This window comes from Cyanobium sp. HWJ4-Hawea (genome assembly GCF_024345815.1).
In the GTDB taxonomy this organism is placed as follows: Bacteria; Cyanobacteriota; Cyanobacteriia; order PCC-6307; family Cyanobiaceae; genus Cyanobium_A.
Map to the genome: position 1 here is coordinate 1 of NZ_JAGQBV010000038.1, position 25563 is coordinate 25563.

General features: G+C 60.4%; 25 protein-coding genes, 1 tRNA gene and 1 pseudogene. 10 read left to right on the forward strand and 17 right to left on the reverse strand.

Going from position 1 to position 25563, the window contains the following annotated elements; all coding sequences use genetic code 11:
* The 5 genes and pseudogenes from KBY58_RS09210 to dapF all read right to left on the reverse strand — a co-directional run.
* Positions 1 to 254: pseudogene (locus KBY58_RS09210) on the reverse strand (D-alanyl-D-alanine carboxypeptidase); the annotation flags it as partial.
* Position 255: 1 nt separating this feature from the next.
* Positions 256 to 795 carry a DUF4330 domain-containing protein gene (locus KBY58_RS09215; protein WP_255004051.1) on the reverse strand — a complete coding sequence of 180 codons (540 nt, stop codon included), beginning with the start codon at positions 793 to 795 and terminating at the stop codon, positions 256 to 258.
* 57 nt (positions 796 to 852) lie between these two features.
* Positions 853 to 1542 carry a DUF1995 family protein gene (locus KBY58_RS09220; RefSeq protein WP_255004052.1) on the reverse strand — a complete coding sequence of 230 codons (690 nt, stop codon included), beginning with the start codon at positions 1540 to 1542 and terminating at the stop codon, positions 853 to 855.
* Between the two features lie 25 nt (positions 1543 to 1567).
* A complete protein-coding gene (locus tag KBY58_RS09225; RefSeq protein ID WP_255004053.1) occupies positions 1568 to 2749 on the reverse strand; it encodes a cysteine desulfurase family protein in 1182 nt (393 codons plus the stop codon).
* Positions 2727 to 3851 (reverse strand): diaminopimelate epimerase, encoded by a 1125-nt coding sequence (gene dapF, locus KBY58_RS09230; protein WP_255004054.1) that lies wholly within the window; start codon positions 3849 to 3851, stop codon positions 2727 to 2729. Before dapF ends, KBY58_RS09225 begins: the two co-directional genes overlap by 23 nt.
* 32 nt (positions 3852 to 3883) lie before the next feature.
* Between dapF and KBY58_RS09235 the strand changes: the two genes are divergently transcribed.
* Both KBY58_RS09235 and leuS read left to right on the forward strand, forming a co-directional pair.
* A complete protein-coding gene (locus KBY58_RS09235) occupies positions 3884 to 4123 on the forward strand; it encodes an Hfq-related RNA-binding protein (protein ID WP_255004055.1) in 240 nt (79 codons plus the stop codon).
* Positions 4124 to 4150: 27 nt separating this feature from the next.
* Positions 4151 to 6811 (forward strand): leucine--tRNA ligase, encoded by a 2661-nt coding sequence (leuS, locus tag KBY58_RS09240; RefSeq protein ID WP_409995744.1) that lies wholly within the window; start codon positions 4151 to 4153, stop codon positions 6809 to 6811.
* A gap of 12 nt (positions 6812 to 6823) precedes the next feature.
* Here the strand turns inward: leuS and KBY58_RS09245 are convergent, their stop codons facing one another.
* Together KBY58_RS09245 and KBY58_RS09250 are read right to left on the reverse strand one after the other, a co-directional pair.
* Positions 6824 to 7027, reverse strand: coding sequence for a hypothetical protein (locus KBY58_RS09245; RefSeq protein WP_254933250.1), 204 nt, complete (start codon positions 7025 to 7027; stop codon positions 6824 to 6826).
* Positions 7028 to 7120: 93 nt separating this feature from the next.
* Positions 7121 to 8719, reverse strand: a complete 1599-nt coding sequence (locus KBY58_RS09250) for a glucose-6-phosphate isomerase (RefSeq protein WP_255004057.1) — start codon at positions 8717 to 8719, stop codon at positions 7121 to 7123.
* Positions 8720 to 8860: 141 nt separating this feature from the next.
* Here KBY58_RS09250 and KBY58_RS09255 point away from each other — a divergent pair, with 141 nt between their 5' ends.
* Positions 8861 to 9670: a helicase DnaB gene (locus tag KBY58_RS09255; RefSeq protein ID WP_255004058.1), complete on the forward strand. Its 810-nt coding sequence runs from the start codon at positions 8861 to 8863 to the stop codon at positions 9668 to 9670.
* 19 nt (positions 9671 to 9689) lie between these two features.
* Here KBY58_RS09255 and KBY58_RS09260 read toward each other — a convergent pair whose 3' ends face one another.
* From KBY58_RS09260 to KBY58_RS09270, 3 genes are read right to left on the reverse strand one after another with little or no spacing between them, the layout of a single operon-like run.
* On the reverse strand, positions 9690 to 10526 hold the full coding sequence (locus tag KBY58_RS09260; protein ID WP_255004059.1) for an N-acetylmuramoyl-L-alanine amidase: 837 nt from the start codon (positions 10524 to 10526) through the stop codon (positions 9690 to 9692).
* Positions 10523 to 12256, reverse strand: coding sequence for a M61 family metallopeptidase (locus tag KBY58_RS09265; RefSeq protein ID WP_255004060.1), 1734 nt, complete (start codon positions 12254 to 12256; stop codon positions 10523 to 10525). Before KBY58_RS09265 ends, KBY58_RS09260 begins: the two co-directional genes overlap by 4 nt.
* A 13-nt stretch (positions 12257 to 12269) precedes the next feature.
* Positions 12270 to 12614: a DUF1257 domain-containing protein gene (locus KBY58_RS09270; protein ID WP_255004061.1), complete on the reverse strand. Its 345-nt coding sequence runs from the start codon at positions 12612 to 12614 to the stop codon at positions 12270 to 12272.
* Positions 12615 to 12620: 6 nt separating this feature from the next.
* Between KBY58_RS09270 and purN the strand changes: the two genes are divergently transcribed.
* The gene (purN, locus tag KBY58_RS09275) at positions 12621 to 13271 is read left to right on the forward strand and encodes a phosphoribosylglycinamide formyltransferase (protein WP_409995743.1); all 651 of its coding nucleotides are present in this window, start codon (positions 12621 to 12623) and stop codon (positions 13269 to 13271) included.
* A gap of 32 nt (positions 13272 to 13303) precedes the next feature.
* Here the strand turns inward: purN and argC are convergent, their stop codons facing one another.
* Positions 13304 to 14368, reverse strand: a complete 1065-nt coding sequence (argC, locus tag KBY58_RS09280) for an N-acetyl-gamma-glutamyl-phosphate reductase (RefSeq protein ID WP_255004062.1) — start codon at positions 14366 to 14368, stop codon at positions 13304 to 13306.
* A 78-nt stretch (positions 14369 to 14446) separates the two neighbouring features.
* On the opposite strand from argC, the gene ribBA reads away from it, so the two are divergent.
* Entirely contained in the window at positions 14447 to 16117 is a 1671-nt protein-coding gene (gene ribBA / locus KBY58_RS09285) for a bifunctional 3,4-dihydroxy-2-butanone-4-phosphate synthase/GTP cyclohydrolase II (RefSeq protein WP_255004063.1), read from the forward strand.
* Here the strand turns inward: ribBA and KBY58_RS09290 are convergent.
* Positions 16104 to 16544 (reverse strand): peptidylprolyl isomerase, encoded by a 441-nt coding sequence (locus tag KBY58_RS09290; protein WP_254933242.1) that lies wholly within the window; start codon positions 16542 to 16544, stop codon positions 16104 to 16106. The genes ribBA and KBY58_RS09290 overlap by 14 nt on opposite strands.
* 84 nt (positions 16545 to 16628) lie before the next feature.
* Here KBY58_RS09290 and mtnP point away from each other — a divergent pair, with 84 nt between their 5' ends.
* On the forward strand, positions 16629 to 17549 hold the full coding sequence (mtnP, locus tag KBY58_RS09295; RefSeq protein WP_255004064.1) for an S-methyl-5'-thioadenosine phosphorylase: 921 nt from the start codon (positions 16629 to 16631) through the stop codon (positions 17547 to 17549).
* On the opposite strand, the gene murQ is transcribed toward mtnP, so the two are convergent.
* Genes murQ through dnaK form a run of 4 tightly spaced genes read right to left on the reverse strand, consistent with a single transcriptional unit; the run spans position 17528 to position 21984 of the window.
* The gene (murQ, locus tag KBY58_RS09300) at positions 17528 to 18454 is read right to left on the reverse strand and encodes an N-acetylmuramic acid 6-phosphate etherase (RefSeq protein ID WP_255004065.1); all 927 of its coding nucleotides are present in this window, start codon (positions 18452 to 18454) and stop codon (positions 17528 to 17530) included. The two genes, mtnP and murQ, sit on opposite strands and share 22 nt — an antisense overlap.
* Positions 18451 to 18870, reverse strand: coding sequence for a DUF3110 domain-containing protein (locus KBY58_RS09305; RefSeq protein ID WP_255004066.1), 420 nt, complete (start codon positions 18868 to 18870; stop codon positions 18451 to 18453). The genes murQ and KBY58_RS09305 overlap by 4 nt, the downstream gene beginning before the upstream one ends.
* 34 nt (positions 18871 to 18904) lie before the next feature.
* Complete coding sequence (locus KBY58_RS09310; protein ID WP_255004067.1) at positions 18905 to 19822, reverse strand: DnaJ C-terminal domain-containing protein; 918 nt, start codon at positions 19820 to 19822, stop codon at positions 18905 to 18907.
* Positions 19823 to 19827: 5 nt separating this feature from the next.
* Complete coding sequence (dnaK, locus tag KBY58_RS09315; protein ID WP_255004072.1) at positions 19828 to 21984, reverse strand: molecular chaperone DnaK; 2157 nt, start codon at positions 21982 to 21984, stop codon at positions 19828 to 19830.
* 167 nt (positions 21985 to 22151) lie between these two features.
* Between dnaK and pstC the strand changes: the two genes are divergently transcribed.
* From pstC to pstB, 3 genes are all read left to right on the forward strand, one after another.
* Positions 22152 to 23117, forward strand: a complete 966-nt coding sequence (gene pstC, locus KBY58_RS09320; protein WP_255004068.1) for a phosphate ABC transporter permease subunit PstC — start codon at positions 22152 to 22154, stop codon at positions 23115 to 23117.
* An 18-nt stretch (positions 23118 to 23135) separates the two neighbouring features.
* A complete protein-coding gene (gene pstA / locus KBY58_RS09325; protein ID WP_255004069.1) occupies positions 23136 to 24050 on the forward strand; it encodes a phosphate ABC transporter permease PstA in 915 nt (304 codons plus the stop codon).
* 89 nt (positions 24051 to 24139) lie between these two features.
* Complete coding sequence (pstB, locus tag KBY58_RS09330) at positions 24140 to 24955, forward strand: phosphate ABC transporter ATP-binding protein PstB (protein WP_255004070.1); 816 nt, start codon at positions 24140 to 24142, stop codon at positions 24953 to 24955.
* 57 nt (positions 24956 to 25012) lie between these two features.
* Here the strand turns inward: pstB and KBY58_RS09335 are convergent.
* Positions 25013 to 25099, reverse strand: a tRNA-Ser gene (locus KBY58_RS09335).
* A 34-nt stretch (positions 25100 to 25133) separates the two neighbouring features.
* Here KBY58_RS09335 and KBY58_RS09340 point away from each other — a divergent pair.
* The gene (locus KBY58_RS09340; RefSeq protein ID WP_254933234.1) at positions 25134 to 25502 is read left to right on the forward strand and encodes a 2Fe-2S iron-sulfur cluster-binding protein; all 369 of its coding nucleotides are present in this window, start codon (positions 25134 to 25136) and stop codon (positions 25500 to 25502) included.
* Positions 25503 to 25563: the final 61 nt, after the last annotated feature.

The window sequence follows — 25563 nt, forward strand, 5'->3', positions numbered from 1 at the left end:
CTGCCATTGAGATCGGCCAAAAGGCGACCCTGGGGATCGGCAATGGTGATGCTCCATACGGGGCCCTCAGCGCCGACGAGGCTCGCAACCCTCTGCTGGAGGGCAGGACAGCTCACCTGTTGCTGTAGCTGGAGCGGCCCAAAAAGGGGCGGCAGGGCTGGCGGCAGTATGGAAAACTGGGCAGTGGCAGGCGCACCGAGCAAGGGAACAAGCAGCAGCCCTAGGGCCCACCGGCTGGGACCTGCAATTGCCATTTCAGCGGGCGTTGGTTTGGAGATCAGTAACCGTTCCGGTTACGCGGTAATTGGTGCCCTCAATCTCGACCGGAGTACCAATTTTTAGGTTTTGGTTGCCGAATACCACTCCCCCACCACTTTTGCGGCCCTGACCCTCGAGCACAAAGCGGGCATCCAGGCTGGCCAGGGATTTCTGATTGGGATCCTTGGCAGTGACAACGGTGCCATTGGGCTGGACGGCCGTTAGCAGGCGCTGGAGGGGAATCACCTGTTTGACGTCAACAGAGCCGTGGGGTTGGTTGCGAATCACAATCGCCACCCTGCCTTCTTCCCGGGTCTGGGCCATCAACTTGGCGGGATTTGCCACTGGTACTCCGCGCACATCCACACTCACGGTCACGGGAATCAGGCCTCCCGTTGCCTTGGCAATGGCGCCACTGAGCTTGGGGCTCCAGATAACACCGCCCAGGGCCAGGACAACGGCTGCTGCTGCTCCCAGGTCGACAAGGCCCCAACCGGATTTTTGGTTGGGGATCGGGGCGTTGCTCTCAGGGGCCATCCAGGGATGTTGCTTTTGGCGCAGTTTACGGAGCCTGCACAAACGGTCTAGCCCTAACTAGCGGCGCAGGCCCTCAATTAAGGAATCGACCATTTTTAAATTTGCTCCAATTCCCAGGGGCTCGCCCCCAGCAAACGCCAGGGCCTGCTCCTCCGCATCGGGTTTTTGTTTGAAGCTCTCCACCAATCGGTAACCATCAGGGTCCTGGCGGTAGAGCTCCCATTCACCGGGAAATGCCCTGCGTAGTGCACTGCCATCGAGTGGCAACAGGCTGTAGGCCGCCTGCCACTGGGAGAGGAAACCACGGCGCCGTTCCCTCGCCACGCTGCCAATGCCAACCGCCGCATCCTCTAGGGCGCCATTAACGACAACAACGGAGCCAAGATGCTGGCCGCAGACCTGCTCAAAGTCGCTGTAGTCGGGCTGGCCTGGGGCCACGGCCACGAGCAGGCCGGCTGTGGGCCCCTCCGATTGCACAAGCCGGTGACCCCGGAAATCGGCCATGCAGTCGGCCAGGTCGGGCCCATCGCGCTTGGCCAGGGCACAGGCCCCCGCATCCGGAAAAAGCAGCTTGGGCGCCAAGCCCTGATCCCGCAGAAATGCCGCTAGCCGGAGCACCACCGGCAGCAGGCGCAAGCCCTGAAAACGCCAATCAACGGTCCAACGCCCCTTTGGTTCTGCCGTCAGGGCCGCAAGCAGGGCCTGCTGCGCCTGGCCTTCGGCGGCATGCAAATCGGCCGGAAGCATGGATCGGGGATCGTATGGGCAGACCCTACTGAAGCTCTGCCATGGCTAGCAAAACAGCCTCGGGAACCCTGGCCAGCACAACCTCGGGCTCGGTAAGCCAGGGGCCCAGGCTAATTCGCAGGCCACTGGCGGCTTCGTCCGCCCCATACCCCATGGCTAGCAGCACGGGGCTGGGACTGGACTTACCACTGCTGCATGCGGAGCCGCTACTCACCGCCAGGCCCTGACGCCAAAGGGCCCGCACCATTTCCCTACCGGAGATGGGTTGTCCACCCCTATTTCTTAATACGAGGCTGATGTGATGGGGCAACCGCTGCAGGCCAGGCGCTGGCCCGGTCCGCTGCACGCCCGGCAGGGCCTCCAGGGCCTCCATCAGGGCATCGCGAAGTTCCCAATTTTTTGGGGAATTGGCCAGCTGCCTTGCCTTGATCAGCTCTGCCATGGCAGCGGCAAAGCCCGCGGCAAGCACCACCGATTCAGTGCCAGAACGCAATCCAAATTCCTGGGCACCCCCTCCCAAAAGGGGCTTGATTTCCACACCCTGGCGAACCAGTAGGGCGCCAATACCCCTTGGACCACCAATTTTGTGGGCCGTCAGGCTGAGCAAATCAATCGGCAACCCATGAAAATTGACCCCTTGATGCCCCACCAACTGGACGGCATCCGTGTGAAACAGCACCCCCCCAGCTCGGCACAGCTCGCCAATGGCCTCAATGGGCTGAATAGTTCCAACTTCACTTTGGCCCCAAATAATTGAGACCAGGCGTGTGGGAGGCGCCAGCAAGGGGCGCAGGGCATTCAGATCCACCAGGCCCTCCTGATCCACGGGTATCTCTTCGACCAGCCATCCCATCGCCGCCAACTGAGCGGCGGCAGAGACCAGGGCGGGGTGCTCAACCGCGGAGATCAGCAGCCTGCCCGGCGCCATATTTTGCGTGGCCCCCAGCAGGGCAAGGTGCAGCGATTCGGTGCCGCCACTGGTGAAGAGCAGGGAATGGTCTGCGGCGCCTAGGCCCGAGCAAATGGCCTGGCGACTGCGCTCCAGGCAATCCGCTGCCACCAGGCCAAAGCCATGCAGGCTGGAGGGATTAGCCCAGGCCCCAGCCTGGGCAATTGCCATCGCCTCAAGAACTTCCTTGCCAACGGGAGTGGTGGCGCAGGCATCGAGGTAGAGGCAGTTGGCTTCAGAAGTCAACGGAACCGGCATCGTTGATTTGGCCTATGCGCGCCCTAGTGCGCGATTCGAGGGAATCGCTAGCCATCGCCACCAGATCATCCAGGGATGTTTGGTTGAGCAGGGCCTCGACCCTGGCCCGGGCTTCGGCGGAGGGGCAAGCCTCGGGCTGAATGCAGCCATTGGCGCAGACCTTGGAGCAATCGATAGATGGAGCTTCGAGTGGAGGCTCAAGTTTTAGGGGCTCAGGTTTTATGGGCTCAGGCAGGCTTTCCGCAAAGAAATCGGGGGTGATTACGCCGTCAAAAACCGCCTCCGCAGGACCAGTCATGAAAATGTGGCCACTTTCCTGATCCCAATCGATCTCCAGTGGTCCTCCTGGTAGGTCCAGGCGGGCCCGATTTGCCGCCAGGCCCAGCCTGTGGCAAACCACCAGGGTGGCGCAGGCTCCGGTTCCGCAGGCCAGGGTTGCACCAGCCCCCCTCTCCCAGGTGCGCATTACGAGGTGATTTGGGCCGATTATTTGCACAAAGTGCACGTTTGTCTTGGCTGGAAAATTGCGGTCAACCTCCAGGGCTGAACCTAGATATTCCAAATCCACAGACTCCACATCCGCCACTGGAATGACCAGATGGGGGTTGCCCATGCCCGCCGCACCTACGGCAAAAGCTTGCTCACCCACCGCCAGCTCCCCCTGGGGTATGCCCGCGGGCCCGATCTCCAGGAGGGTGGGCACTGCCGAGGGATCCACTAAGGGCACCCCCATATCCACCCGGATCAAGCCTTGCTCCTGTAATACGGGCACGATTGGGCCAGCTTGAGTTTCGATAACCCAGGAACGGCCTGGATTGTCTCCATCGCTATCGGCAAGGAAGCGGGCCAGGCAGCGAATGCCATTGCCACACATCTCCGGTTCTGTCCCGTCGGCGTTGAAAATGCGCATCCTCAGCTCCCCCCCCTCTCGCGGGGGCACGGCCAGGATTAAGCCGTCTCCCCCCACCCCAAAGCGCCTGTCGCAGAGGCCCCGGATCAGTTCAGGTGTCAGACCAAAGCAGAAGTCAGTGCTATCCGCATCGCGGCCATCCAGCATCAGGAAGTCGTTGCCTAGGCCTTGGTACTTACTGAACTGGAGCACGATGGGTGGATCGGTACATATCGATGAATCCTATGCAGAGCTTTTTTGAGCGTCGACCAGCCAGCCTCGACACCGACCAGCCCAGCGTGCGCCATATCCAGGACTGGATTCGCCGCCAGATTCCCGTAGCAATCCAAATCCATGGCGGTGAAGAGCTCGCCGGCACAATTCAGTGGCAGGACCTGCAATATCTGGCCCTCAATCCCGGTCAAGGCAAGCCCCTGATCCTTATCCAAAGGCAATCGGCTGCCTTGATGCGCCCCCTGGGCTGAGCAGGCTCCTATGGCACGATCAAAGCCATAGGCGCGGCCCGTTTTCGGCTCCGCCCCCTTCGAGAGCCTGCAGTGAGCGAAGCGTCCCGATACCAACCCCAGCTGATTGAGGAGCGGTGGCAGCAGCAGTGGGATGCCCAGCAACTGCACCAAACCCCTTCAGAGCCATCGAAGCCTGGGAATAGCTACTACGCCCTTTCGATGTTTCCCTACCCATCGGGGAACCTCCACATGGGGCACGTGCGCAATTACGTGATCACAGACGTGATTGCCAGGGTTGCCCGGATGCGGGGCAAGCAGGTGCTTCACCCCATGGGCTGGGATGCCTTTGGTTTGCCGGCAGAAAATGCCGCCATTGAAAGGGGTATTGAGCCCGGGGTCTGGACAGACCAAAACATTGCGTCGATGCGCGGCCAATTGAAAAGGCTCGGGCTATCTATCGACTGGGATCGGGAAATTGCCACCTGCCACAGCGATTACTACCGCTGGACCCAGTGGTTGTTTCTGCAGTTTTTGGATGCTGGCCTCGCCTACCAAAGAGATGCCACGGTGAACTGGGATCCCATCGACCAAACCGTGCTGGCCAACGAGCAGGTGGATGGTGATGGCCGTTCCTGGCGATCTGGGGCACTGGTTGAAAAAAGGAAGTTGCGCCAGTGGTTTTTAAGGATCACGGCCTATGCCGATGCCCTCCTCGATGACCTGCCAAAACTGGAGGGCTGGCCGGAGCGAGTTCGCACCATGCAGGCCAACTGGATTGGTCGTTCAACGGGTGCGGAGCTGATCTTCAAGGTTTCTGCTGCGGATGGCTCAGGCGACGGTCAGCAGATCACTGTCTTTACAACCCGCCCCGACACCCTGTTTGGGGCCACCTACCTGGTGCTTGCACCGGAGCACCCCCTGGTGGCCCAGCTGACTTCCCCAGAACAGCTGTCGGCCGTTGAGGCCTTCTGTGATTTGGTGAGCCGTGACAGCGACCAGGAGCGCACCGCCGAGGACAGGCCCAAGCGCGGTGTGGCGATCGGTGCCATGGCCGTCAATCCGGTTAGTGGCGAGCCAATTCCAATCTGGATTGCCGACTACGTGCTCGCCGACTACGGCACTGGAGCAGTGATGGGGGTGCCTGCCCACGACCATCGTGACTTTGCCTTTGCAAGCCAATACGAACTGCCAATGCGGCAAGTGGTGATTCCAGAGGAATCGGATCCCCATGACTACCTAGGGGAGGCCTGGGCAGGAGCGGGCGTACTAATCAACTCTGGCCGATTCGATGGGATGGCCACTGCAGCAGCCAAGCAGGCCATCACTGGTGCAGGTGCTGAAGAAGGATGGAGTCGGATAAAAGTGCAGTATCGGCTTCGCGATTGGCTGATTTCCCGCCAGCGCTATTGGGGTTGTCCAATCCCGGTAATCCATTGCCAAGAATGTGGCGTTGTACCTGTACCAGCCGACCAACTACCGGTGGAGCTACCTAGGGATGTGGCCTTTACCGGTAAGGGCACATCACCCCTTGCCCAATTGGAATCTTGGCTAAAGGTTGATTGCCCCTGCTGCGGAAAACCAGCCAGGCGCGAAACAGACACCATGGACACCTTTATTTGCTCCAGCTGGTATTTTCTACGCTATAGCGATCCCCATAATATCCAGCTCCCATTTAGTCGGGAAGCGGCAGACCAGTGGTTGCCAGTGGACCAATACGTGGGGGGAATTGAGCACGCAATCCTTCACCTTCTCTATGCCCGATTCTTTACCAAAGCCCTAAGGGATCGGGGCCTACTCAGCTTTGACGAGCCCTTTACGCGCCTACTCACCCAAGGAATGGTGCAGGGCATCACCTTTAAAAACGAAAAGACAGGCAAATACATTGCACCCGCCGAAGTAGTAAATCCAGATGATCCAAGGGATCCGGCCACAGGAGACAGGCTGGCAACCTTTTACGAGAAAATGTCTAAGTCTAAATATAATGGCGTTGACCCATCCCTAGTAATAGATAAATATGGGGCAGACACCGCTCGCATGTTTATCCTTTTCAAGGCTCCCCCTGAAAAGGATCTTGAGTGGGATGACGCCGATGTGGAGGGTCAATACCGCTTCCTTCAGCGGGTTTGGCGACTGGTAGATGCTGCCATTGAAAGGGGCCTGGGCCTTGCCAAGGGGGAGCCAACTGAAATAGCCCCCCATATCCTCGAGAAACTAAACGGCTCGGAGCAGAATTTGCGCCGTGCGGTGCATACGGCCATAGCAGCCATCGGTGAAGACCTAGAGGGCGACTTTCAATTCAATACGGCTGTTTCTGAGTTGATGAAGCTGAGTAATGCCATGGCAGAGAGCCTGGTCGATGCCCGAAGCGAAATAGCCGAAGAGGCTCTCCGCAACCTGCTGGTGCTGCTGGCTCCCTTTGCACCCCACCTGGCTGAGGAGCTTTGGCAGAAGCTTGGCGGGGAAGGAAGCATTCACCAACAGTCCTGGCCCCAGCCAGACCCCAAGGCCCTTGTGCGGGACACCATTGAGCTTGTTATCCAGATCAAGGGCAAGACCCGCGGCAGCATTGAGGTGCCCGCAACGGCCGATAAATCAAGCCTCGAGGCATTGGCCCTGGCGAGCGAAATAGCCCAGAAATGGTTGGAGGGGAAATCCCCCAGCCGGGTAATTGTGGTGCCAGGGAAATTGGTAAATTTGGTGCCCTAGCCGCATCGCTGCCTAGGCAGATGCTGCCAGGCGTTGCCGCATAAGCAGGATCTGGTCATCGATCAGTTCCCTGGCTTCATCGAGATTTGCCGCGCATCCCATCGGATAACCGCTGCGGTGCCGAATTACGTAACGCAGATGGGGTGGGGCGCTAGCTCGAAATCCCACCTGGCAATCGTGGTGGGTCCACTCAGCTAGGCAACTTGGTTCAGGCATCGCCACTGGGGCTAACCCACTTAGCAAATCCCATCCTGGCTGTGACGGCAAGGCTAAGCACCTGGAAGATATGGGTTTCGGCAAATACGCCGCTCAGGCCACAGCCTGAAATTGCAAATCTGCAGGTTTACCCCAATCGCCTTTGGCCGAGTAGCCCCGGTCGTTGGCGCAGAGGTGGCGCAGGATCCAAAACAGGGGTTCTGGGCTGGCGATAGCCAGTTGTTGCTGGAGTTCTTCAACGCTTCGGGGCACCCCATCCGCCAGGGCAGCTTCGAGTTGCTGCTGAAGGCCGAGGATCTCTGCAGCAGCCTTCTTGCCCGCCTCGACCCCAGGCTGGTGGTAGGCGTTCACGTTCACAAGTTCGCCATAGAGCCCCACCGCCCTCTCAAACAGGGCAATCAGGGCACCCAAACTGCGGGCATCAAAGCTGCGCATCGTGATGCTGAGGGTCTGACGTCCCCCTTCCATCAGGGCAGCGCGGGTTCCCTGGAGGAAGCCGTCAAGGAAGTCGCCGGGTCTCTCCCCGTCGATGGCGGGAATATCGCTCGGATCATTCAGGGCCTCGATGAAGGTGACGAAGAAGTTGTCGACCCCATCGCGCAGCTGTTGCACATAGGCGTGTTGATCCGTTGAGCCCTTGTTGCCGTAGACGGCAATTCCTTGGTGAACCTCCGCGCCATCCCGATCCCATTTCTTGCCGAGGCTTTCCATTACCAGCTGCTGCAGGTAACGGCTGAAGACCTCCAGGCGATCGCGGTAAGGAAGCACCACCATGTCGCGCTTGCCCCTGCCCTCGCAGGCCGCATACCAGGCGGCGGCTAGCAGGGCTGCCGGATTGCCACTGATGCTTGCAACCCTGGTGGCTGAATCCATCGTGGCGGCACCCTCGAGGAAGCCCCGTAGGTCGGCGCCGATCAGGGCAGCAGGCAGCAGGCCCACCGCGCTAGTGATGCTGGTGCGGCCCCCCACCCAATCGAACATGTCAAAACGGCGCAGCCAGTTTTGGGATTCGGCAATTTGGTCGAGCTTGCTGCCCAGCAGGGTCACGGCCACTGCCTGTTGGGCCCACTGGCCGCCACGGGCCTCAAGCCGGTCACGGGCCTGCTCCATGCCGATGTGGGGCTCGGGAGTTCCTCCCGATTTGCTGACCACAACCACCAGAGTGGTGGCCAGCCGCGAATCGAGGGCCGCCAGGGTCCGGCTCATGCCCTGGGGGTCAACGTTGTCGAAGAAGTGGAAGGGGAGCCCCTTGCCCTCTTCCTGCAGGGCCCTAATCATCAATAGGGGGCCAAGACCAGAACCACCGATGCCAATCCAGAGCACATCGGTGAAGCTGTGGCCATTGGCCGACTTAATCGATCCGGCAAGAATCTCCTGGCCGAAGGCCTCCAGTCGATCGATCTCCTGGGCTATGTGGTCCCGGCTGGCAGGGTCGGGGGCCAGGCCAGGGTCCCTCAGCCAGTAATGGCCCACCTGGCGCTGTTCATCGGCGTTGGCGATCGAGCCTGCTTCCAGGGCAGCCATAGCTTGGAAAGCCCGGTCAAAACCTGGGCCCAACTCCGCCAGCTGGGCGGAACCCAACTTCATCCGGCTCACATCAAGCCAGAAGCCGAGATTGTCGTCGTACCAAAGCAGCTCGCAGAACCGATGCCATTGGGTTGCCGGACTGGAAGCGTCGAAATCGGCAAGCATCTAGAAGCTGCTTAAAGGGCTCTTTTGCAGGTTAGTCCTGCCCACCTACCCCCACCTCAGCCATAGCCGGCCAAGGGACCGTTCTATGGCGCTGGGACTAGTCGAAAAAATTCCTTAAGATCGCTGAGGCTTTACAAATACATGCGGCTCGGGCGGCGCCACCTTCAAAGCAGGGCCTTCGGGGTGGCGGCAATGGCGCTTGGGCTGGCACTGCTGCCCCTAGCTGGCGAGCCAGGATCTTTCCAACTGGCTTTGGATTCCTCCTTAGGGCAGCAGAAAGAAGCGACATACGGATTTTCAGAAGTACCCGATCCGGTTCAGTTCACCCCAGCCGAACTTGGGGAACTGGAACGCCGCTACGGCGTCCATGGCTCCCAGACTCGACTGGCCCAGCTTTTTACCAGTGGCATTGACCAGCTCCAGCCACTGCGGACCATCACCCTTGGTCGCATATCTGAACTTCAGCCCCTAATTCGGGCCGAATCGGAGCGACAGAAGGTGAACCCCCTGCTGGTGGCTGCAGTGCTCTTTGATGAGATGCGCCATGCAAAGCCCGGTGAGGACTTGCCCATAGCTGCCCATTCAGGCCTATTCAGCACCCATGGCCCCGCCCAGCTAGGCCTGGGTGAACTCGTGCACCAAGGCTTGCTCAAGCCCAATGCAACCGAGCAGGAGATCAGCAAAGCCCGCGATCAGCTCCTCGACAGAGATAAAAATGTGAAGCTTTTGATTGGAAAATTTGCCCGACTAAGTGGCGAACTCAATTTTCCCAGGCATCGGATGCTCCAGGCCAGTTCAAGCCCTAGGGATGCCAAGGCCCTAGCCACCTTGGCCTATTTACACAACGGCAAACTCGATTACCCCAGGCGCATCCTCAGGGCAATGCAGGATCCTGAGCTCCATGCCGTTATCTACGGCGTAAAGCAATCGCCTGTTTCACCCCTGATCTAGGGGCCCCTGGGCTGGGGCCCTAGCAGAGCAGGCCAAGGTTTTGGAGCCGTTCCTGGAGTGCTTGCCAGTTGAAGCTGCGGGGATCTGAACGTTCACCTCCCAGGTCCACATATTTATGGGTGGTGATTTTTTCAGGCCTGATCTGAAAACGGGCCATCCATTCAGCCAAAACCACTGCTAGAGCGTCGTATTGGGCGGCGCTATAGCCGCTGTGCTCGGAATCGTTGTCTTCCCCATCCAAGGGGGTTTCCAAACTGACATGTAGGCCGAAATTATTTATTGAGCCGCCCACGTTGGGATTAGTCACCACCCATTGGCCGTTGAAGGCGGAATTACCAGCGCCAAAAGCCCTCTTGGAAGGGTCCAGCAGTTTTATTACTGCGCCATCGCCACCGATTAGGGCGTGATAACTGACCTGGTCGTGGTCCCTTGGGTGCTTGGTAACGAAAGTATTGATCGCTGACGCTATGCCGTAAACGGTCTCATGCAGCACCACCAGCTGGGGTGTGGGATCGACTGGATTACCGAAGGCATCCTGGCGGAAACGTTCTCCGTAATTGCTCGGATCCACCCTGACCCGCCCCGGCGACTGGCGTAGGTCAGCCAGCAGCATCTGCAGATGCTGGCGCTGCTTCTGGTCAAGAACATCGCAGCTGCGGCGCAGGGGCGAGATCCAGTCGGCCTGGGCAGGGGCTACGGGGGCAGCCTGGCGCATCGCTGCCGGCAGGTTTGCAAGCGATGGGGCCAGGGAAAAGCTCGATCCGGTATCCCTGGCCCACCAAAAAATGGTGCCCAGGGCCAGCAGGCCAAAGGAGGCCAAAAAAAGCAGGGGTGTTGGCGATTTTGAGGCGGTCATAGGCCCTGGCCCCTTGGCGGTTGCAGGGTTAACCACCGGCGTCGGGCCTCCAACATTGCCTCGCTCACCATTGGCATGGGAACCAGGCTCCAGCGGCATGGGGCTGGCGGCTGGGGGCTCACTTTCAGTTGCCGCACCCGGCCATCGCGGGCCAAAAGTAATTGGCGCTCACCCAAAAATTCTGGCGCCAAAAGCAGCTCAAGATCCTCAACCTGGCCAAGGCGCTCATCGTCTAGGGCGAGTAATTCATCGCCCACGATCACCCCTGCCTCACTGGCTGGACCGTGGCGTCTGATGCGAGTGACGCTCAATAGGCCGTTCGACTGGGCGCACTGCCAACCCAGGTCCAAGTGCTTGCCAGGTTCGGCCTGGAGCTGCAGGCCCACATCCGCCAGGTAGTCCCCGAGGGGGGGATCGTCCGTGCCGTTGAGCCATTGGGGCAAAAGGGTTTGCAGGTCAGGAGCCAGGGAAGTGAAGGCAGCTTGTAAGTCACCCTGCTGGTAGCCCCTCCCCCCGCGTCCATGGCTTGCCCAAAGCGCCCGCAGCACCTGGGGCAGGCAGGCGCCGTGGCGACGCAGGTGGAGATCCAACACCAAGGCCACCACCGCACCCTTGAGGTAGTAACTGATCTGGCTATTGGGAGCATCGGCATCGGCCTTGTAGAGCTTCACCCAGGCCTCCTGGCCACTACTCAAAAGGCTCTGGACCTGCCGGCCGGGGGTGAGGAGATAACGGCTCAGATCGGTGCCCAAATCCTCCAGCAGCGCTTCCTCCGAGCTGATGCCTGCGGCATGGGGCACCAGTTGGTCGAAGTAGCTGGTGATGCCCTCTGCAAACCAGAGGGTGGGGACCACCGCTGCCTCGCCGTAGTTGTAGGGGGTGAGCTCGGCGGGGCGCAGGCGCCGCACATTCCATTGGTGGAGGTATTCATGGGCCACCAACTGGAGCAGCTTGCGGCGACCATCGGGCTTGGCCAAGGCCTTGCGGCTGAATTGCAGCACCGTGCTCTGGTCGTGCTCCAGCCCCCCATAGCCCGATTCCGTTAGGTGCAGCACGAACAGGTAGGAATCCGCTGCAGGACGGCTCTCCCCCATCAGGGCGCAACTGGCGTCACAGACCTTGGCCACATCTATTAGCCAGTTGGGATCGGCGCTGGTGAGCTCCTGGCCCGCCAGGTCCTTGCCCCAGGTGACCCAGCGATGGGGCACGCCTGCCACCTCAAAATCATGCTGTCGGTGGGGCCCCACCTCAACTGGGCTGTCAATCAGCTGGTCAAAATCCTTGGCAAGCCAATGGCCAGCTCCCTCGGGGAGGGGAATGAAGGAATGCCATCCAGGCGGCAGGCTCAGGCTCAATTGATGGGGATGCCAGCGCTCACCCTCAACCTCCAGGACCACGGCGGCCAGGGCGAGGAAACCGTGGTCGGGGCTGAGGTGACAGGTCCGCACGCTCAGCTCAGCGGCATGCACCCGGTAGGAAATGGCAAGGGGGGCCAGGTGGTCGAGGTCCAGCTGCCAGCGGGAGGGGGTTTGTCGCCGAATCGCCAGGCGATTGCCTGCCTGCCAGACCTCAAGGCCCTCCAGGTGGCGGACATAATCGCGGATCAGGTAGGAGCCGGGGGTCCAGGAGGGCAGTTGCAGGCCCAGGCTGGTCTGCCGCGGTGTGACGCTGAGCCGCACCTCCAGCTGCTGCTGCTGGCAATTCTCAAGGTTGAGATGAACTTCTGGCACTGCCGATAAGCCCTCAGGCAGAAACACTCACCTGGCCAGGGGCAAAGGCTTGGCCAGCCTCATGGAGCGCCAGGTGGGCCGCATAGCTGCGGGTTATCTGGGCCAGCAGACGCTGCAGGCGATGGGAGCGGCTGAGGCGCTGGAGATCGCCAACAAGGGCAAGGGATCCATCTGCCTGGCGGCTCCAACCAATGCATCCTCCCCGCACCAGCTCCAGCTTCAACTCCACCGGCTCCGACTCACCGGCAAAGCCCTCCAGCTGGCCGCCCCAATGGACTTCGTGGCCAAGGGAACGCAAACAAACGGCCAAAAGCTCGGCATCACGCAGGACAGTTGGCAGGATGGAGAGGTGGGACACGGCGCAATGCCCGCTTTTTCAGACCCTAGCGATGATGGTGCCTGCGTCCAGTGGCCGTTGCCACAGGAATGGCCCCTGCTCAGCCGCAAACCTCGACTAGGCGTAATGGCCTCGGGGGCGGGTAGCAACTTTCAAGCCCTTGTTGAATCCTGCGCCGGGGGCTGGGCCAGCATCGACCTATTGGTGGTCAACAACGGGGGCTGCGGAGCCCAGCAACGGGCCCTGGAGCTGGGTATGGCCAACCAGGTGGTGGATCACCGGCTCCATTCAAATCGGGAATCCGTAGACAGGGCCCTGATTGACGCCTTCAAAGCAGCTGCCGTGGATCTGGTGGTGATGGCTGGCTGGATGCGCATCGTCACGCCGGTGCTGATAGGGGCCTTCCCGGAGCGAATTATCAATATCCATCCCTCGCTCCTACCAAGCTTCCGGGGGGTGGATGCGGTTGGCCAGGCCCTGGCGGCTGGCGTAACCCTCAGCGGCTGCACCGCCCACCTGGTGAGTGAGGAGGTTGATGCGGGCAAGATCCTTGTTCAGGCTGCCGTGCCAGTGGATGCCGGGGATGACAGGGCCAGCCTCACCGCCAGAATCCAAAGCCAAGAACACCGAATCCTGCCCCTGGCTGTGGCCCTGGCAGCCCTGCGGCTGGGGTACTAGGGAAGAACCTCACCTACCGATAAACAGGACGGCTACGGGTAAAAAGGCAGCAGCGGCAGGCCGCTGGTGGCCTCCAGGCCCGCCATCAGGTTTAGGCACTGGACCCCCTGGCCTGCCTGGCCCTTGACCAGGTTGTCGATCGCCGCCATCACGATCAGCTGGCCCGTGCGTTCATCCACCTGCACCGACAACAGGGCCCGATTGGTTTGACGCACCCACTTGGTGGAGGGGTAGGTACCGACGGGCAACACCTCAATGCAGGGGGCATGGCGGTAGGCCGCCTCCAGTAGGACCCGGCAATCCTCCGCCCGCAGGCCCGGGTCCCTAAGCCGGCAGTAGATCGTGGCCAACAGGCCCCGCACCATCGGCATCAGGTGGGGTGTGAATTGAAGCTGGATCGCCTGGCCCGCAGCCTGGGAGGCGGCCTGTTCAATTTCGCTGGTGTGGCGGTGACCCACCACCCCGTAGGGAGCCACCGCCTCCGATGCCTCGGCCAACAACAAATGCTCTTTGGCCGCCCTGCCACCGCCGGAGGCGCCGGTTTTGGCATCAATCACGATGCCCTGGCTCTCGATCAGGCCCTGTTGCAGAAAGGGAAGTAGGCCCAGGAGGGAGGCGGTGGGAAAGCAGCCAGGGGCTGCCACGAGCTTGGCGCCACGGATGGCCTCGGCATGCCACTCAGGCAAGCCATACACCGCCTGGCCACAGAGCTGGTCATCACTGCGGGGCACCTCCCGCGCCTCAGATGCATAGACCTCCTTCCACTGCTCGAGGGAGCGGTAGCGGTAGTCGGCAGAGAGATCGACCACCCGCAGGCCCCTCTCCAATAGGGCCGGCACCATCTGGGCCGCCAGCCCATTGGGGAGGCTTAGGACCACAAGATCAGCAGCAGCGGCAATGGCGGCTGGATCTGGGCTCTGCACCAGGGGATCCCCAGGCAGGGGCAGGAAGGGCACCAACTCACTCCAGCGCTTGCCACTGCTCCGTTCTCCCCCCAGGAAGCTCACCTCCAGGCCTGGGTGCTGGTCCAGCAACCTCAGGGTCTGGAGCCCTCCGTAGCCGCTGGCGCCAATGACCGCAACGCGCTTGCTTGCCATTGGCCGCAACTTAATTCGAACTTACCGGGCTTTATAAAGGATGATTGCGCAGGGGTCACCGGGCCCAGTGGCTTTCCTTTGACAAGTCCAAGCCCCAGTTCCCCAGCAGTAGCAGCGATCGACCAGGCCATTGCTTTTGATTCCATTGCAGATGCCCTTGCCGCAATTCGCAATGGCGAATCGATCGTGGTGGTGGATGACGAAAACCGAGAAAACGAAGGCGACCTGATCTGCGCAGCCCAGTTCGCCACCCCAGAACAGATCAACTTCATGGCAACAGAGGCCAGGGGCCTGATCTGCCTGGCCATGGAGGGGGAGCGGCTTGATGCCCTGGATCTGCCCCTAATGGTGGATCGCAACACCGACAGCAACCAGACCGCCTTCACCGTGAGCGTGGATGCGGGGCCCGAAAACGGAGTTACCACAGGCATTTCAGCCGAGGATCGGGCCCGCACCATCCAGGTGGCAATCCACCCCCACACCCGGCCTGCCGACCTGCGGCGGCCAGGCCACATTTTCCCCCTTAGGGCCAAGCAGGGTGGGGTGCTCAAACGGGCAGGCCATACCGAGGCGGCGGTTGATCTGGCCCAACTCGCCGGGCTCTATCCAGCGGGGGTGATCTGTGAGATCCAAAACGCCGATGGCTCGATGGCCAGGCTGCCCCAACTAGGGGAGTACGCCAGGCGCCATGGCCTAAGGCTGATCAACATTGCCGACCTAATCAGCTACCGGCTGGATACGGAGCGGTTTGTGCGCCGCCAGGCGGAGGCGGAGCTACCCAGTGCCTTCGGCAGCTTTCGCGCCATTGGCTACCGCAATGAGTTGGATGGCAGTGAGCACATCGCCATCGTCAAGGGCCACCCCGAAAAAGCCACTGGCCCTGTGCTGGTGAGGGTCCATTCCGAATGCCTCACGGGCGATGCCTTCGGTTCCCTGCGCTGTGATTGCCGTCCCCAACTGGAGGCTGCCCTGAAGATGGTGGAGACAGCGGGAGAGGGGGTGGTGGTCTATTTGCGCCAGGAGGGTCGGGGCATTGGCCTGATCAACAAGCTCAAGGCCTACTCCCTTCAAGACACTGGCCTGGACACGGTGGAGGCCAACGAGCGCCTGGGTTTTGCCGCCGATCTGCGCAATTACGGGGTGGGGGCCCAAATCCTCAGCGATCTAGGTGTCCACAGGCTCCACCTGATCACCAACAACCCCCGCAAGATTGCGGGCCTTGGCGGTTACGGCCTTCAGGTTGAAGACCGGGTACCCCTGGTGATGAATCCCGGCCAACACAACGCCGATTATCTGCAGACCAAACGCACCAAACTCGGGCACCTGATGGATGGCCCCAATGCGGTTGTGGCCTGGCAAGGGAAGGCTGATGGATTAACCATCGCAGGCCGCATCGACCAGTTGATAGCAACTGCCAGTGCCAAGGGATTTGACCTGGAAAGGGAGGAGCATCCCAGGTTGCTGGCCCTACTGAACCAACCTGGCCTGGCCCTTCTGCTCAATCCTGGGGCAAACCGGGAACCCAGCCAGCTGCTGGACCTATTGCGGGAAATGCTGCAGGCCATGGCCGCCTGGCCCGAAACGGAGCAACTGAGCCTGCTACTCACACCAGATCGGCAAAGGAGTAGCCATCCCAGTGTTTCCCTGGAACCTGATCAGCGGGGCATGGCGGAGTGGTCGGAAAAAGAATCCCCCGAGCTCCAAATGGAGCCGGGGGCCTTTGTGCGCTGGAGCGCTACTTCTGAATAGTCAGCTTGTTGATCTTGGTGCCCTTCTTGATGGCAAGAACCACCTCTAGGTCTCCAGTCTGACCAAACACCGTGTGGACCCCATCGAGGTGGGGTTGGGCGCCATGGCACAGGAAGAACTGGGAGCCGCCGGTGTTTTTGCCGGCGTGGGCCATCGACAAACTGCCGGCCTGGTGCTTGTTGGAATTGATCTCACAATTAATCGTGTAGCCAGGGCCACCGGTACCTGCCATGCCGCCTGAGCCATCGCGGCTATTTGGGCAGCCGCCCTGGGCCATGAAACCGTCGATAACCCGGTGGAAGGCCAGACCGTCGTAGAAGCCGGATTCGGCCAATTTCACAAAATTGGCAACTGTGCCGGGGGCCTCGGCCTCAAACAACTCGATTGAGATGCTGCCGGCATCTGTTTCCATCAAAGCTTTGGTCATCGAAGACGGGCCTTAAACGCCAATTTTATGCGGCCGTGGCGGTCTGAGTTCTTAAATGGGGCATTGGATAGGGCAGTAGCGCGTATGGCCTCAATTGAAAGCGGCTTGGCCGGCCTGGATTTGGGTCAGGCGCGCCTCGGCGTGATTGGTGGCAGCGGTCTCTATGGCATGGAGGGCCTGGAGGACGTGCGCAAGATCAAACTGAAAACCCCCTACGGCAAACCCTCCTGCAGCCTGCGGGTTGGCCGCATCGGCAACCTGGAGGTGGTCTTTCTGGCCCGCCACGGCCCCCACCACAGCTACACCCCCACCGAGGTGCCCTACCGGGCAAATATCTGGGCCCTGCGTTCCCTGGGGGTGCGTTGGATCTTCTCGGTGTCGGCCGTTGGTTCCCTTCAGGAGCATGTGCGGCCCCTCGACATGGTCGTGCCCGACCAATTCATCGACCGCACCCACGCGCGGCCTCGCACCCTTTTTGGCGATGGTCTGGTGGCCCACGTGGGCTTTGCCGATCCCTTCTGCCCCGTGCTCAGCCGCCTAATTTCCGATGTGGGCGACAGCCTGATGCCCGAGGGCCACCAATTGCACCGTGGCGGCACCTATCTCTGCATGGAAGGTCCTGCCTTCTCCACCAGGGCTGAATCAGAGCTCTATCGCAGTTGGGGCTGTTCAGTGATTGGCATGACCAACCACACCGAAGCGCGTCTAGCCAGGGAAGCCGAAATTGCGTACACCACCCTGGCGATGGCCACCGATTACGACTGCTGGCACCAGGAGCACGCCAGCGTTTCGGTGGAGATGGTTATCGAAAACCTGAGGGCCAATGCGGCCCTAGCCCAGCGCATCGTCCGTCTTGCCGCCGAGCGCCTAGCCGTTCACCGGCCGCCCAGCTCAGCCCACCACGCCCTTCGCCACGCCCTGATGACCCCCAGGGACGAGGTACCCCGCGCCACCCGCCGCCGGGTCAGCCTGTTCACGGCCCCCTACTGGGGACCTGGGGGCTGAGTTGGGGCCTGCAGCACCTTGCGCAGGCTGGGGCCATGGCGATCTAGGTGCTTCTGGGCCTGCTGGGCATCTAGGCCCGTAAGGGCAATCACCAGGGCCAATTTGACTGAACCGGAGCTTTGCTCGAGCAGCTGGCGCCCCTCAATCCGATCAACCCCGGAAAGATCACTGAGAATGCGCAGGGCCCGATCCTCGAGCTTGGCATTGGTCACCGCCACATCCACCATCCGGTTGCCATGGACCTTGCCCAGCCGCACCATCACTGAGGTGGAGATCAGGTTGAGGGCCATTTTTGTTGCCGTACCGGCCTTAAGGCGGGTGGATCCGGCCAGCAATTCGGGCCCGGTGAGCAGGCGAATGTCGATGTCTGAGGGCATGGCCACCTGATCCTGGGGAACGCAGGCCATGGCAATGGCCAGGGCGCCGATGGCCTTTGCATGGCTCAGACCACCCAGCACGTAGGGGGTGGTGCCTCCAGCCGCTATGCCCACCAGGCAGTCCCCAGGCCCAAACCCCCTAGCCAGCAAATCATCTCGGCCGGCCGCCTCGATATCCTCCAGGCCCTCCGAACTACGCAGCAGGGCAGCTGCGCCCCCGGCCAGGACCCCCTGCACCAGCTCCGGTGGGGTGCAAAAGGTGGGCGGGCATTCGGCCGCATCCAGCACGCCGAGGCGCCCGGAGGTGCCGGCACCCAAATAAAACAGCCTTCCTCCCGAGGCCAGCCGGGCAGAAATGGCCTCCACCGCTGCAGCCAGGGGTGCCGCCGCCGCCGCCAGGGCCCGCTGGGGTTCCAGCTCGTTTTCACAGAACAGCTCTACGAGCTCCTGGCTAGAGAGTTGGCAAAGGTTTTCGCTGGCGGGATTGGCCTGCTCGGTGAGCAGATGGCCCCTATTGATCTCGCTCAAAGCAAACCCTCAAGCTTGCGACGGAAGGCCTCCAGTTCTGAATCCTGTTCCCCCTGGCGATCCAGACCCTGGGCTTGGTTCGTCTCCTGTAATTGGTTCTCCTCCTGCCACTTGGCGACATCCATATTTCGCTCGGGGGGGGCAATTAGCAGGCGATCCTCTGCCGTTTCGGGCAGAAAACCCTTAGTTACCAGGCGCGCCTCATAGCCGGCTTCACTGCAGAAAAGCTCCATCTCCTCCCGGTCAAGGGGTTCAACAGTGGGCACGGGAAAATCCTGGGCTTCCAGCAGCCCTGCGTAGCGGTCTGCGTCGTCCCTCTCCTCAAACAACAGCACCACGGTGCGGCCGTTTAGCTCAAGGGAGTGGATTCCTTCCTGGTCGCTGCCGGCGTCGAAAAGAAGCACAAATACCGCCATGGAGAGCACTACTACGGCAGAAGTGGCCAGTCTCTCACTGGCGATGCTCCGGCCCGCGGGCCAGCTGCCCGAGGCGCTGGTACAGGGCAGCTTCAGCCTCCCCCAGCTCCTCGGGAACCACGATGCGCACCTCCACCAATTGGTCGCCCCGTTGCCCCCCCCATTCCATGCCGCGCCCCCGCAAACGCAGCAGCCGTCCACTCGACGAGCCAGCTGGCACCGTCAGCTTGACCGGCCCCCGCAGGGTGGGAACCACCACGGCACAGCCCAGGGCCGCCTCGGCAGGACTCAGGTCAAGGCTCAGCAGAACCCGCAGGCCATCCACCCGCAGGCCATCCGGAGTGCAAACCCTCAGGTGCAGGAAATGGTCGCCACCGCCGGGGGTAACCCCAGCCAGCCGTAGGCGCCAACCATCGCCGGCCATGGCAGGGGTTTTCACCTCAACCGCCGTACCGTCCTGGAGCTCAATCTCAAGACTTGCGCCCTGCAGGGCCTGCTCTGGGCTGAGTTCCACCAGGGTTTCCAGGTCAGTGGTGGCCTGGACAGGCGGTGGTGGTGGCGGGGAAGCGGAAACCTCACCGGGGGGATCAACTTGGTAGGTCTGTTGTTCCGGCTCCCGGGTCCGGCGGCGCCGCTCGCCAAATAATTGGTCTAGGTAGTCGTCGAAATCGGGAAAGCCCCTGGCAAAGGGATCGCCACCCCCCTCCGGCCCTGCCTCATCAAAATTGAGCCCCGCTTCCCAGGCACCGCGCCTGGCCGGGTCCGAAAGCACGGCATAGGCCTCATTGACCAGTTTGAACTGCTCCTCAGCCCGGGGATCATTGCCATTGAGATCCGGGTGCCAGCGTCGCGCCTGGTTGCGGAAAGCCCGCTTGAGGCTTGAGCCATCTGAACCTGGCCTGAGGCCAAGAACGGACCAGTAATCCTCAGTTGCGGGAACTTGCTGGACCACGGGCGTCAACCATCACCCCAGGGATCGGCCTCGCGGCGAGGCTGCTGCCGCTCAAACCTTTTTTCGGGATAACTGCTCTCTTGATACCTGTCCGGCTGGAATCTGTCCTGCTGATATCTGTCTTGTTCATAGCGCTCGGGCCTTGATGGGGGGCGCGACCAGGGGTCACTGGCGCCTCTGCTGAGGCCATCGCGGTTCCAGCTGTCCCGATTCCAGTCATCGCGATTCCAGTCGTCGAAATCGTCATCGGCAAACAATTCATCCTTCAAGGAGCCGAGGGTGTTTTTCAAACCCTGCAGGGGGCCTTGCTCGGAACGTCTTTCATTGAGCAGCTTGCGATTTAAGCCAAACAGGGCCTCCTGCAATTGGCTGACGGCAAGTTCCAGGTCGGCAACGGCAGCCTCATCACCACCAGTGGCTCTGCCAGCAGTAACTGCCAATAGATCCTGCACCTCACGCACCGCCAACTCCACAGCGCGCTGCTGGCGTTCAGCCCCATAGGGCCCCAACTCCAGGGAGGCGTCGCGAAGGCGTCTTTCCGCCTGGGCAATCAGGGTTTGGGCACGGTTTTGTCGATCAATTTCACGGCGTTTGCGGCGATCCTCACTGGCCTTCAGTTCAGCCTCCGCCAGTAATTGGGCGATTTCCTCCTCGCTGAGGTTTGAGCCCCCCTGGATCGTGACGCTCTGCTGGCGACCGGTGGTGCGATCGGTGGCCGATACCTGCAGCAGACCATTGGCATCGATATCGAAGGAAACCTGCACCTGGGGCACACCCCTGGGGGCTGGAGGGATGCCCGATAGTCGGAAGCGACCCAGGGATTTATTGCCATCTCTCATCTGGCGCTCACCCTGGAGCACGTGGACCTCGACTGAATTTTGGTTGGCCTCGGAGGTGCTGAACAAGTCGCTTTTGCGCACCGGAATTGGGGTGTTGCGGGGGATGAGCACTTTCATCACCCCACCAATGGTCTCGAGGCCCAGGGACAGCGGTGTGACGTCGTTGAGCATCAGATCCCGCAGTTCGCCGGTGAGGATCCCCGCCTGAACTGCGGCGCCAATCGCCACCACCTCATCGGGGTTAACCGATTGGCAGGGCTCAAGGGGTATCAGGGTGCGGACCATGTCCTGAACCATCGGCATCCGGCTGCCGCCCCCCACCAACACCACATCGTCGATGTCCTCGGCGGCAAAGCCTGAATCCCTGAGGGCCCTCTGCACAGGTCGAAGCAGGCGGTCCAGGAGATCGGGGCAGAGGCCCTCAAAGGTGCGCCGCTCCAAGCTGGTTTCAATGTGCAGAGGCCCGTCGGGACCGGTGCCAATAAAGGGGAGCGAGATGGGTGTGCTCTGCACCCCAGAAAGCTCCTGCTTGGCCTTTTCCGCAGCTTCGGTTAGGCGCTGCAGGGCCTGGCGATCACGGCGCAGATCAATGGTGTGTTGCTTTTGGAAAGCATCGGCCAGCCAGTCGACGATGCGACGGTCCCAGTCGTTGCCACCTAATTGGGTGTCGCCGCTGGTTGCCTTGACATCAAAAACGCCCTGGGCAATGCGCATCACCGAGACGTCAAAGGTTCCGCCGCCTAGGTCGAAGACCAGAACCCGCTTAACGCTGCTGCGATCGAAGCCATAGGCCAGGGCTGCAGCAGTGGGCTCATTGAGAATGCGCTCGACCTCAAGGCCAGCCAGTCGGCCTGCATCGCGGGTGGCCTGGCGCTGGGCATCGTTGAAATAGGCCGGCACGGTAATAACCGCAGCCTCCACAGGCTCCCCCAGGTAGGTACTGGCGTCATCCACAAGCTTGCGCAGGATGCTCGCCACCAATTCCTCCGGGGCGTATTCCCTTTCTGTGATTGGGCAAACCACCCGCACGTTGCCCTGGTCGTTGGCCCGAACCGTGTAGGGAACCCCCAGGCTGCTGTCCTCGAGTTCATCCCACTGACGACCGACGTAGCGCTTGAGGTTCGCGAAGGTATTGCGGGGATTCAGCACCAGCTGGCGGCGGGCCAATTGGCCGACCAACAGTTCCTGGTCACGGCTGAAGCCCACCACGGATGGGGTGGTCCGCCCGCCCTCCGCACTGGCAATTACCTGGGGGCGCCCCCCCTCCAAGACAGCCACCACTGAATTGGTGGTACCCAGGTCGATTCCAACTATTCGACCCATGAACGCCGTCGCCCCATCAAACAGGCTGTTGATCCTTAAAAATACCGGTCCCCAGCCGTTAAACACGGGTTAATGCGCCTCCGGCGACGGGGTTCGTAAATTCATGGTGTCGGCTGTGGCCTCCAGCCCAGCCCTTCTCCTACAAATCCGAAGCCAAATCCCCTTGCATGAAGCCGGATTTCAGTAATGACGTGAACGCCGAGGCGTTCACCCTGCGTCGCCGCCCACCCAGTGAAAAACTGGTCGATATTGGCTTCAGCCAACTCAGCCTTGCCCTTGCCTCAGGCGTTGCCCTGGTGCTTTTAGGCATATTCCTAACGGTATTTGGCCAGGCAAGGGAAGCGATTGCCCAATTTGGCCTCAATTTCCTGACCACCTCCGACTGGGACCCCGTTAACGACCGCTACGGCGCCCTAGTGGCGATCTACGGCACCCTGGTTTCGTCATTACTTGCCCTCGTAATCGCAGTGCCCCTGGGAGTAGGCACGGCGATCTTCATCACCGAGGACCTGATCCCCACACGCATCAGGGAGGCCATAGGCCTGATGGTCGAACTCCTGGCAGCCCTGCCATCGGTGGTGCTTGGGCTCTGGGCCATCTTCGTGATGGAGCCCGCAATCAGGCCTGTCCTGGACATGCTCCATAACGTGCTTGGTTGGTCTCCACTCTTTTCGACGGTCCCCCAGGGCCCAGGCATGGCGCCGGCGATTTTGATTTTGGTGGTGATGGTGCTGCCAATAATCACAGCCATATCCCGTGACGCCCTCAACCAGGTGCCGATTGAGCTGAGGCAGGGGGCCTACGGGATCGGATCTACCCGTTGGGGGGCCATTTTCAACGTGATCCTGCCTGCGGCTATATCAGCAATTATTGGCGGGGTGATGCTTTCCCTGGGCCGGGCCATGGGGGAAACGATGGCCGTGACCATGATCATCGGCAATTCCCTCAGCTTCAACATTTCGCTGCTGGCTCCCGGCAACACCATTGCCTCGATGCTTGCAAACCAATTTGGGGAGGCGGATGGCATCCAGGTTTCGGCGCTCATGTATGCGGCCTTAATCCTGATGCTGCTCACATTCGTGGTGAATGTGGCGGCCCAGTGGATCGTTCGACGCCTAAGCCTGCGCTACTGAAACTAACGAGATACCACCATGACATCCAGCCCTAACATTAGTTACGCCAATTCGGACCTTTTTGACCGAAGGCCCCTATTCTTCGACCCAAACCTCAAGCGCAACAGGTTAAACGAACTGTTGACAGCAATTGCTGCCACTTTTGCGGCGATCGCTGTATTGCCCCTATTTCTAGTATTGGGTTACGTGCTTGTAAAGGGAGGATCAATGATTCGCCCTGCCCTTTTCCTTGAACTGCCTCCTGAGCTTGGCTTGACTGGTGGAGGAATTGGCAATGCGATTTTGGGTACTTTGATTGTTAGCGCCATTGCCACCTGCATCGCCCTGCCGGTGGGCATAGGTGGGGGAATATTTCTGAGCGAATACTCGAGGGGTGGCTGGTTTGCAAACTTTATTCGTTTTGGCAACGATGTACTGGCTGGCGTGCCCTCGATCATTGCTGGCGTATTTATTTACGGCCTTGTGGTGGTAACAAAGCTCTTCTTTGACCAGAGCTTTAGTGCCATGGCCGGGGGCATTGCCCTTTCGGTGTTGATGCTGCCAACCATCATCAAAACAACCGACGAAGGGCTGAGGCTTGTCCCCCAGGAGTTGCGCTGGGGAGCCTACGGGGTAGGGGCCTCAAAATTTGTAACTATTACCAGAATCACCCTGCCAGCTGCCTTTACACCAATTGCAACCGGGGTGGTTCTAGCGGTGGCTAGGGCAGCAGGGGAAACAGCACCGTTGATTTTTACTACACTATTTTCCCCCTATTGGCCAGATGGTATATTTAACCCAATCGCGACAATGTCTGTGATGATTTATAACTTTGCAATCATGCCCTACGAGTACCAAAATGCCCTGGCATGGGCAGCCAGCTTTGTACTGGTTGTGATGATACTCGGAGCAAATTTACTTGCCCGCTGGATATCAAAAATGGCTAAAACCTAAGTCATTAGGACCTGCCTTTCTGCCCCATTTCACCAACCTCCTTCCTCCTTTTCCTTCACTACCAATCCGCACCCCAACCAACCAATACCATGACAACCTCTTCGAAACTCGATTCAAATCCAAGCAAATCTGTTTGCATGGCCCTGGAGAATGTAAGCATCTCCTACGGCAAGTTTGAGGCTGTCAAAGGGGTTTACATGGACATCCCCTACGGCGAGGTGACCGCATTTATTGGCCCGTCAGGCTGTGGCAAGTCGACCGTGCTGCGGGGCCTTAACCGTATGAACGATTTAATTCCCGGTTGCACACTCAAGGGCCGGGTGATTTTCGATGGCAATGATCTCTACGATCCCCGCGTCGACCCCGTGGAGGTGCGCCGTCGCATCGGCATGGTCTTTCAGAAGCCCAACCCCTTCCCTAAGACCATCTACGAAAATATTGCCTTCGGCGCTCGCATAAACGGTTACAAGGGTGACATGGATGAGCTGGTCGAGCGCTCCCTGCGTAAGGCAGCCGTCTGGGATGAATGCAAGGACAAACTTAAGGAAAGTGGCCTGGCCCTTTCGGGAGGCCAGCAACAGCGGCTGTGTATTGCTAGGGCAATCGCCACCGAACCGGAGGTGATCCTGATGGATGAACCCTGCTCGGCCCTTGATCCGATCTCAACATTAAAGATCGAGGAAACAATGCATGAACTGAAGCGCAGCTACACAATCATTATTGTTACCCACAATATGCAGCAGGCAGTTCGAGTATCAGACAACACTGCCTTTTTTAACGCTGAGGCAGTAGAGGGCGGCAGTGGCAAGGTGGGCTACCTGGTGGAATACGCACCCACCGAACGAATCTTCAATGCTCCGGCCCAGAAGTCAACCCAAGACTATGTAAGCGGTCGCTTTGGTTAATCGCAGGAGGGCCTAAAAGGACAAAAAAAGCCGGCTGAAAAGCCGGCTTTTTAATAACGGAGAGGGAGGGATTCGAACCCTCGATAAAGTTGCCCCTATACAGCATTTCCAGTGCTGCGCCTTCAACCACTCGGCCACCTCTCCAGGGGCAAAATGGGGCAGATGCGAATCTAGCAGCATGAAGCCCTATCACCCGATCACGATCCATTGGCGGCAGACGGGTCGTGTGATTAGCCACGACGTGGCAGATGGCGAGTACATCCTGCGCAGTTTTGAAAACCAGGGAGATCCCCTGCCATTCAGTTGTCGCAATGGCTGTTGCACCGCCTGTGCAGTTCGGGTGCTGGAGGGGGAGATTGACAGCCGCGAGGCCCTGGGCCTCTCCCGGGACCTGCGCGCCAAGGGCTATGGCCTGCTGTGCGTTGCCAGGGCAACGGGGCCCCTGGTGGTGGAGACCCAGGACGAAGATGAGGTCTATGAATTGCAATTCGGCCAATTCTTTGGCCGGGGCCCAGTCCGGCCTGGGCTACCCCTTGACGAGGAGTGATGGCTGATCCCACGGAAAATCTGGATGCGGCAGAGAGGCTCAGTGACCGGGCCGCCCGGGA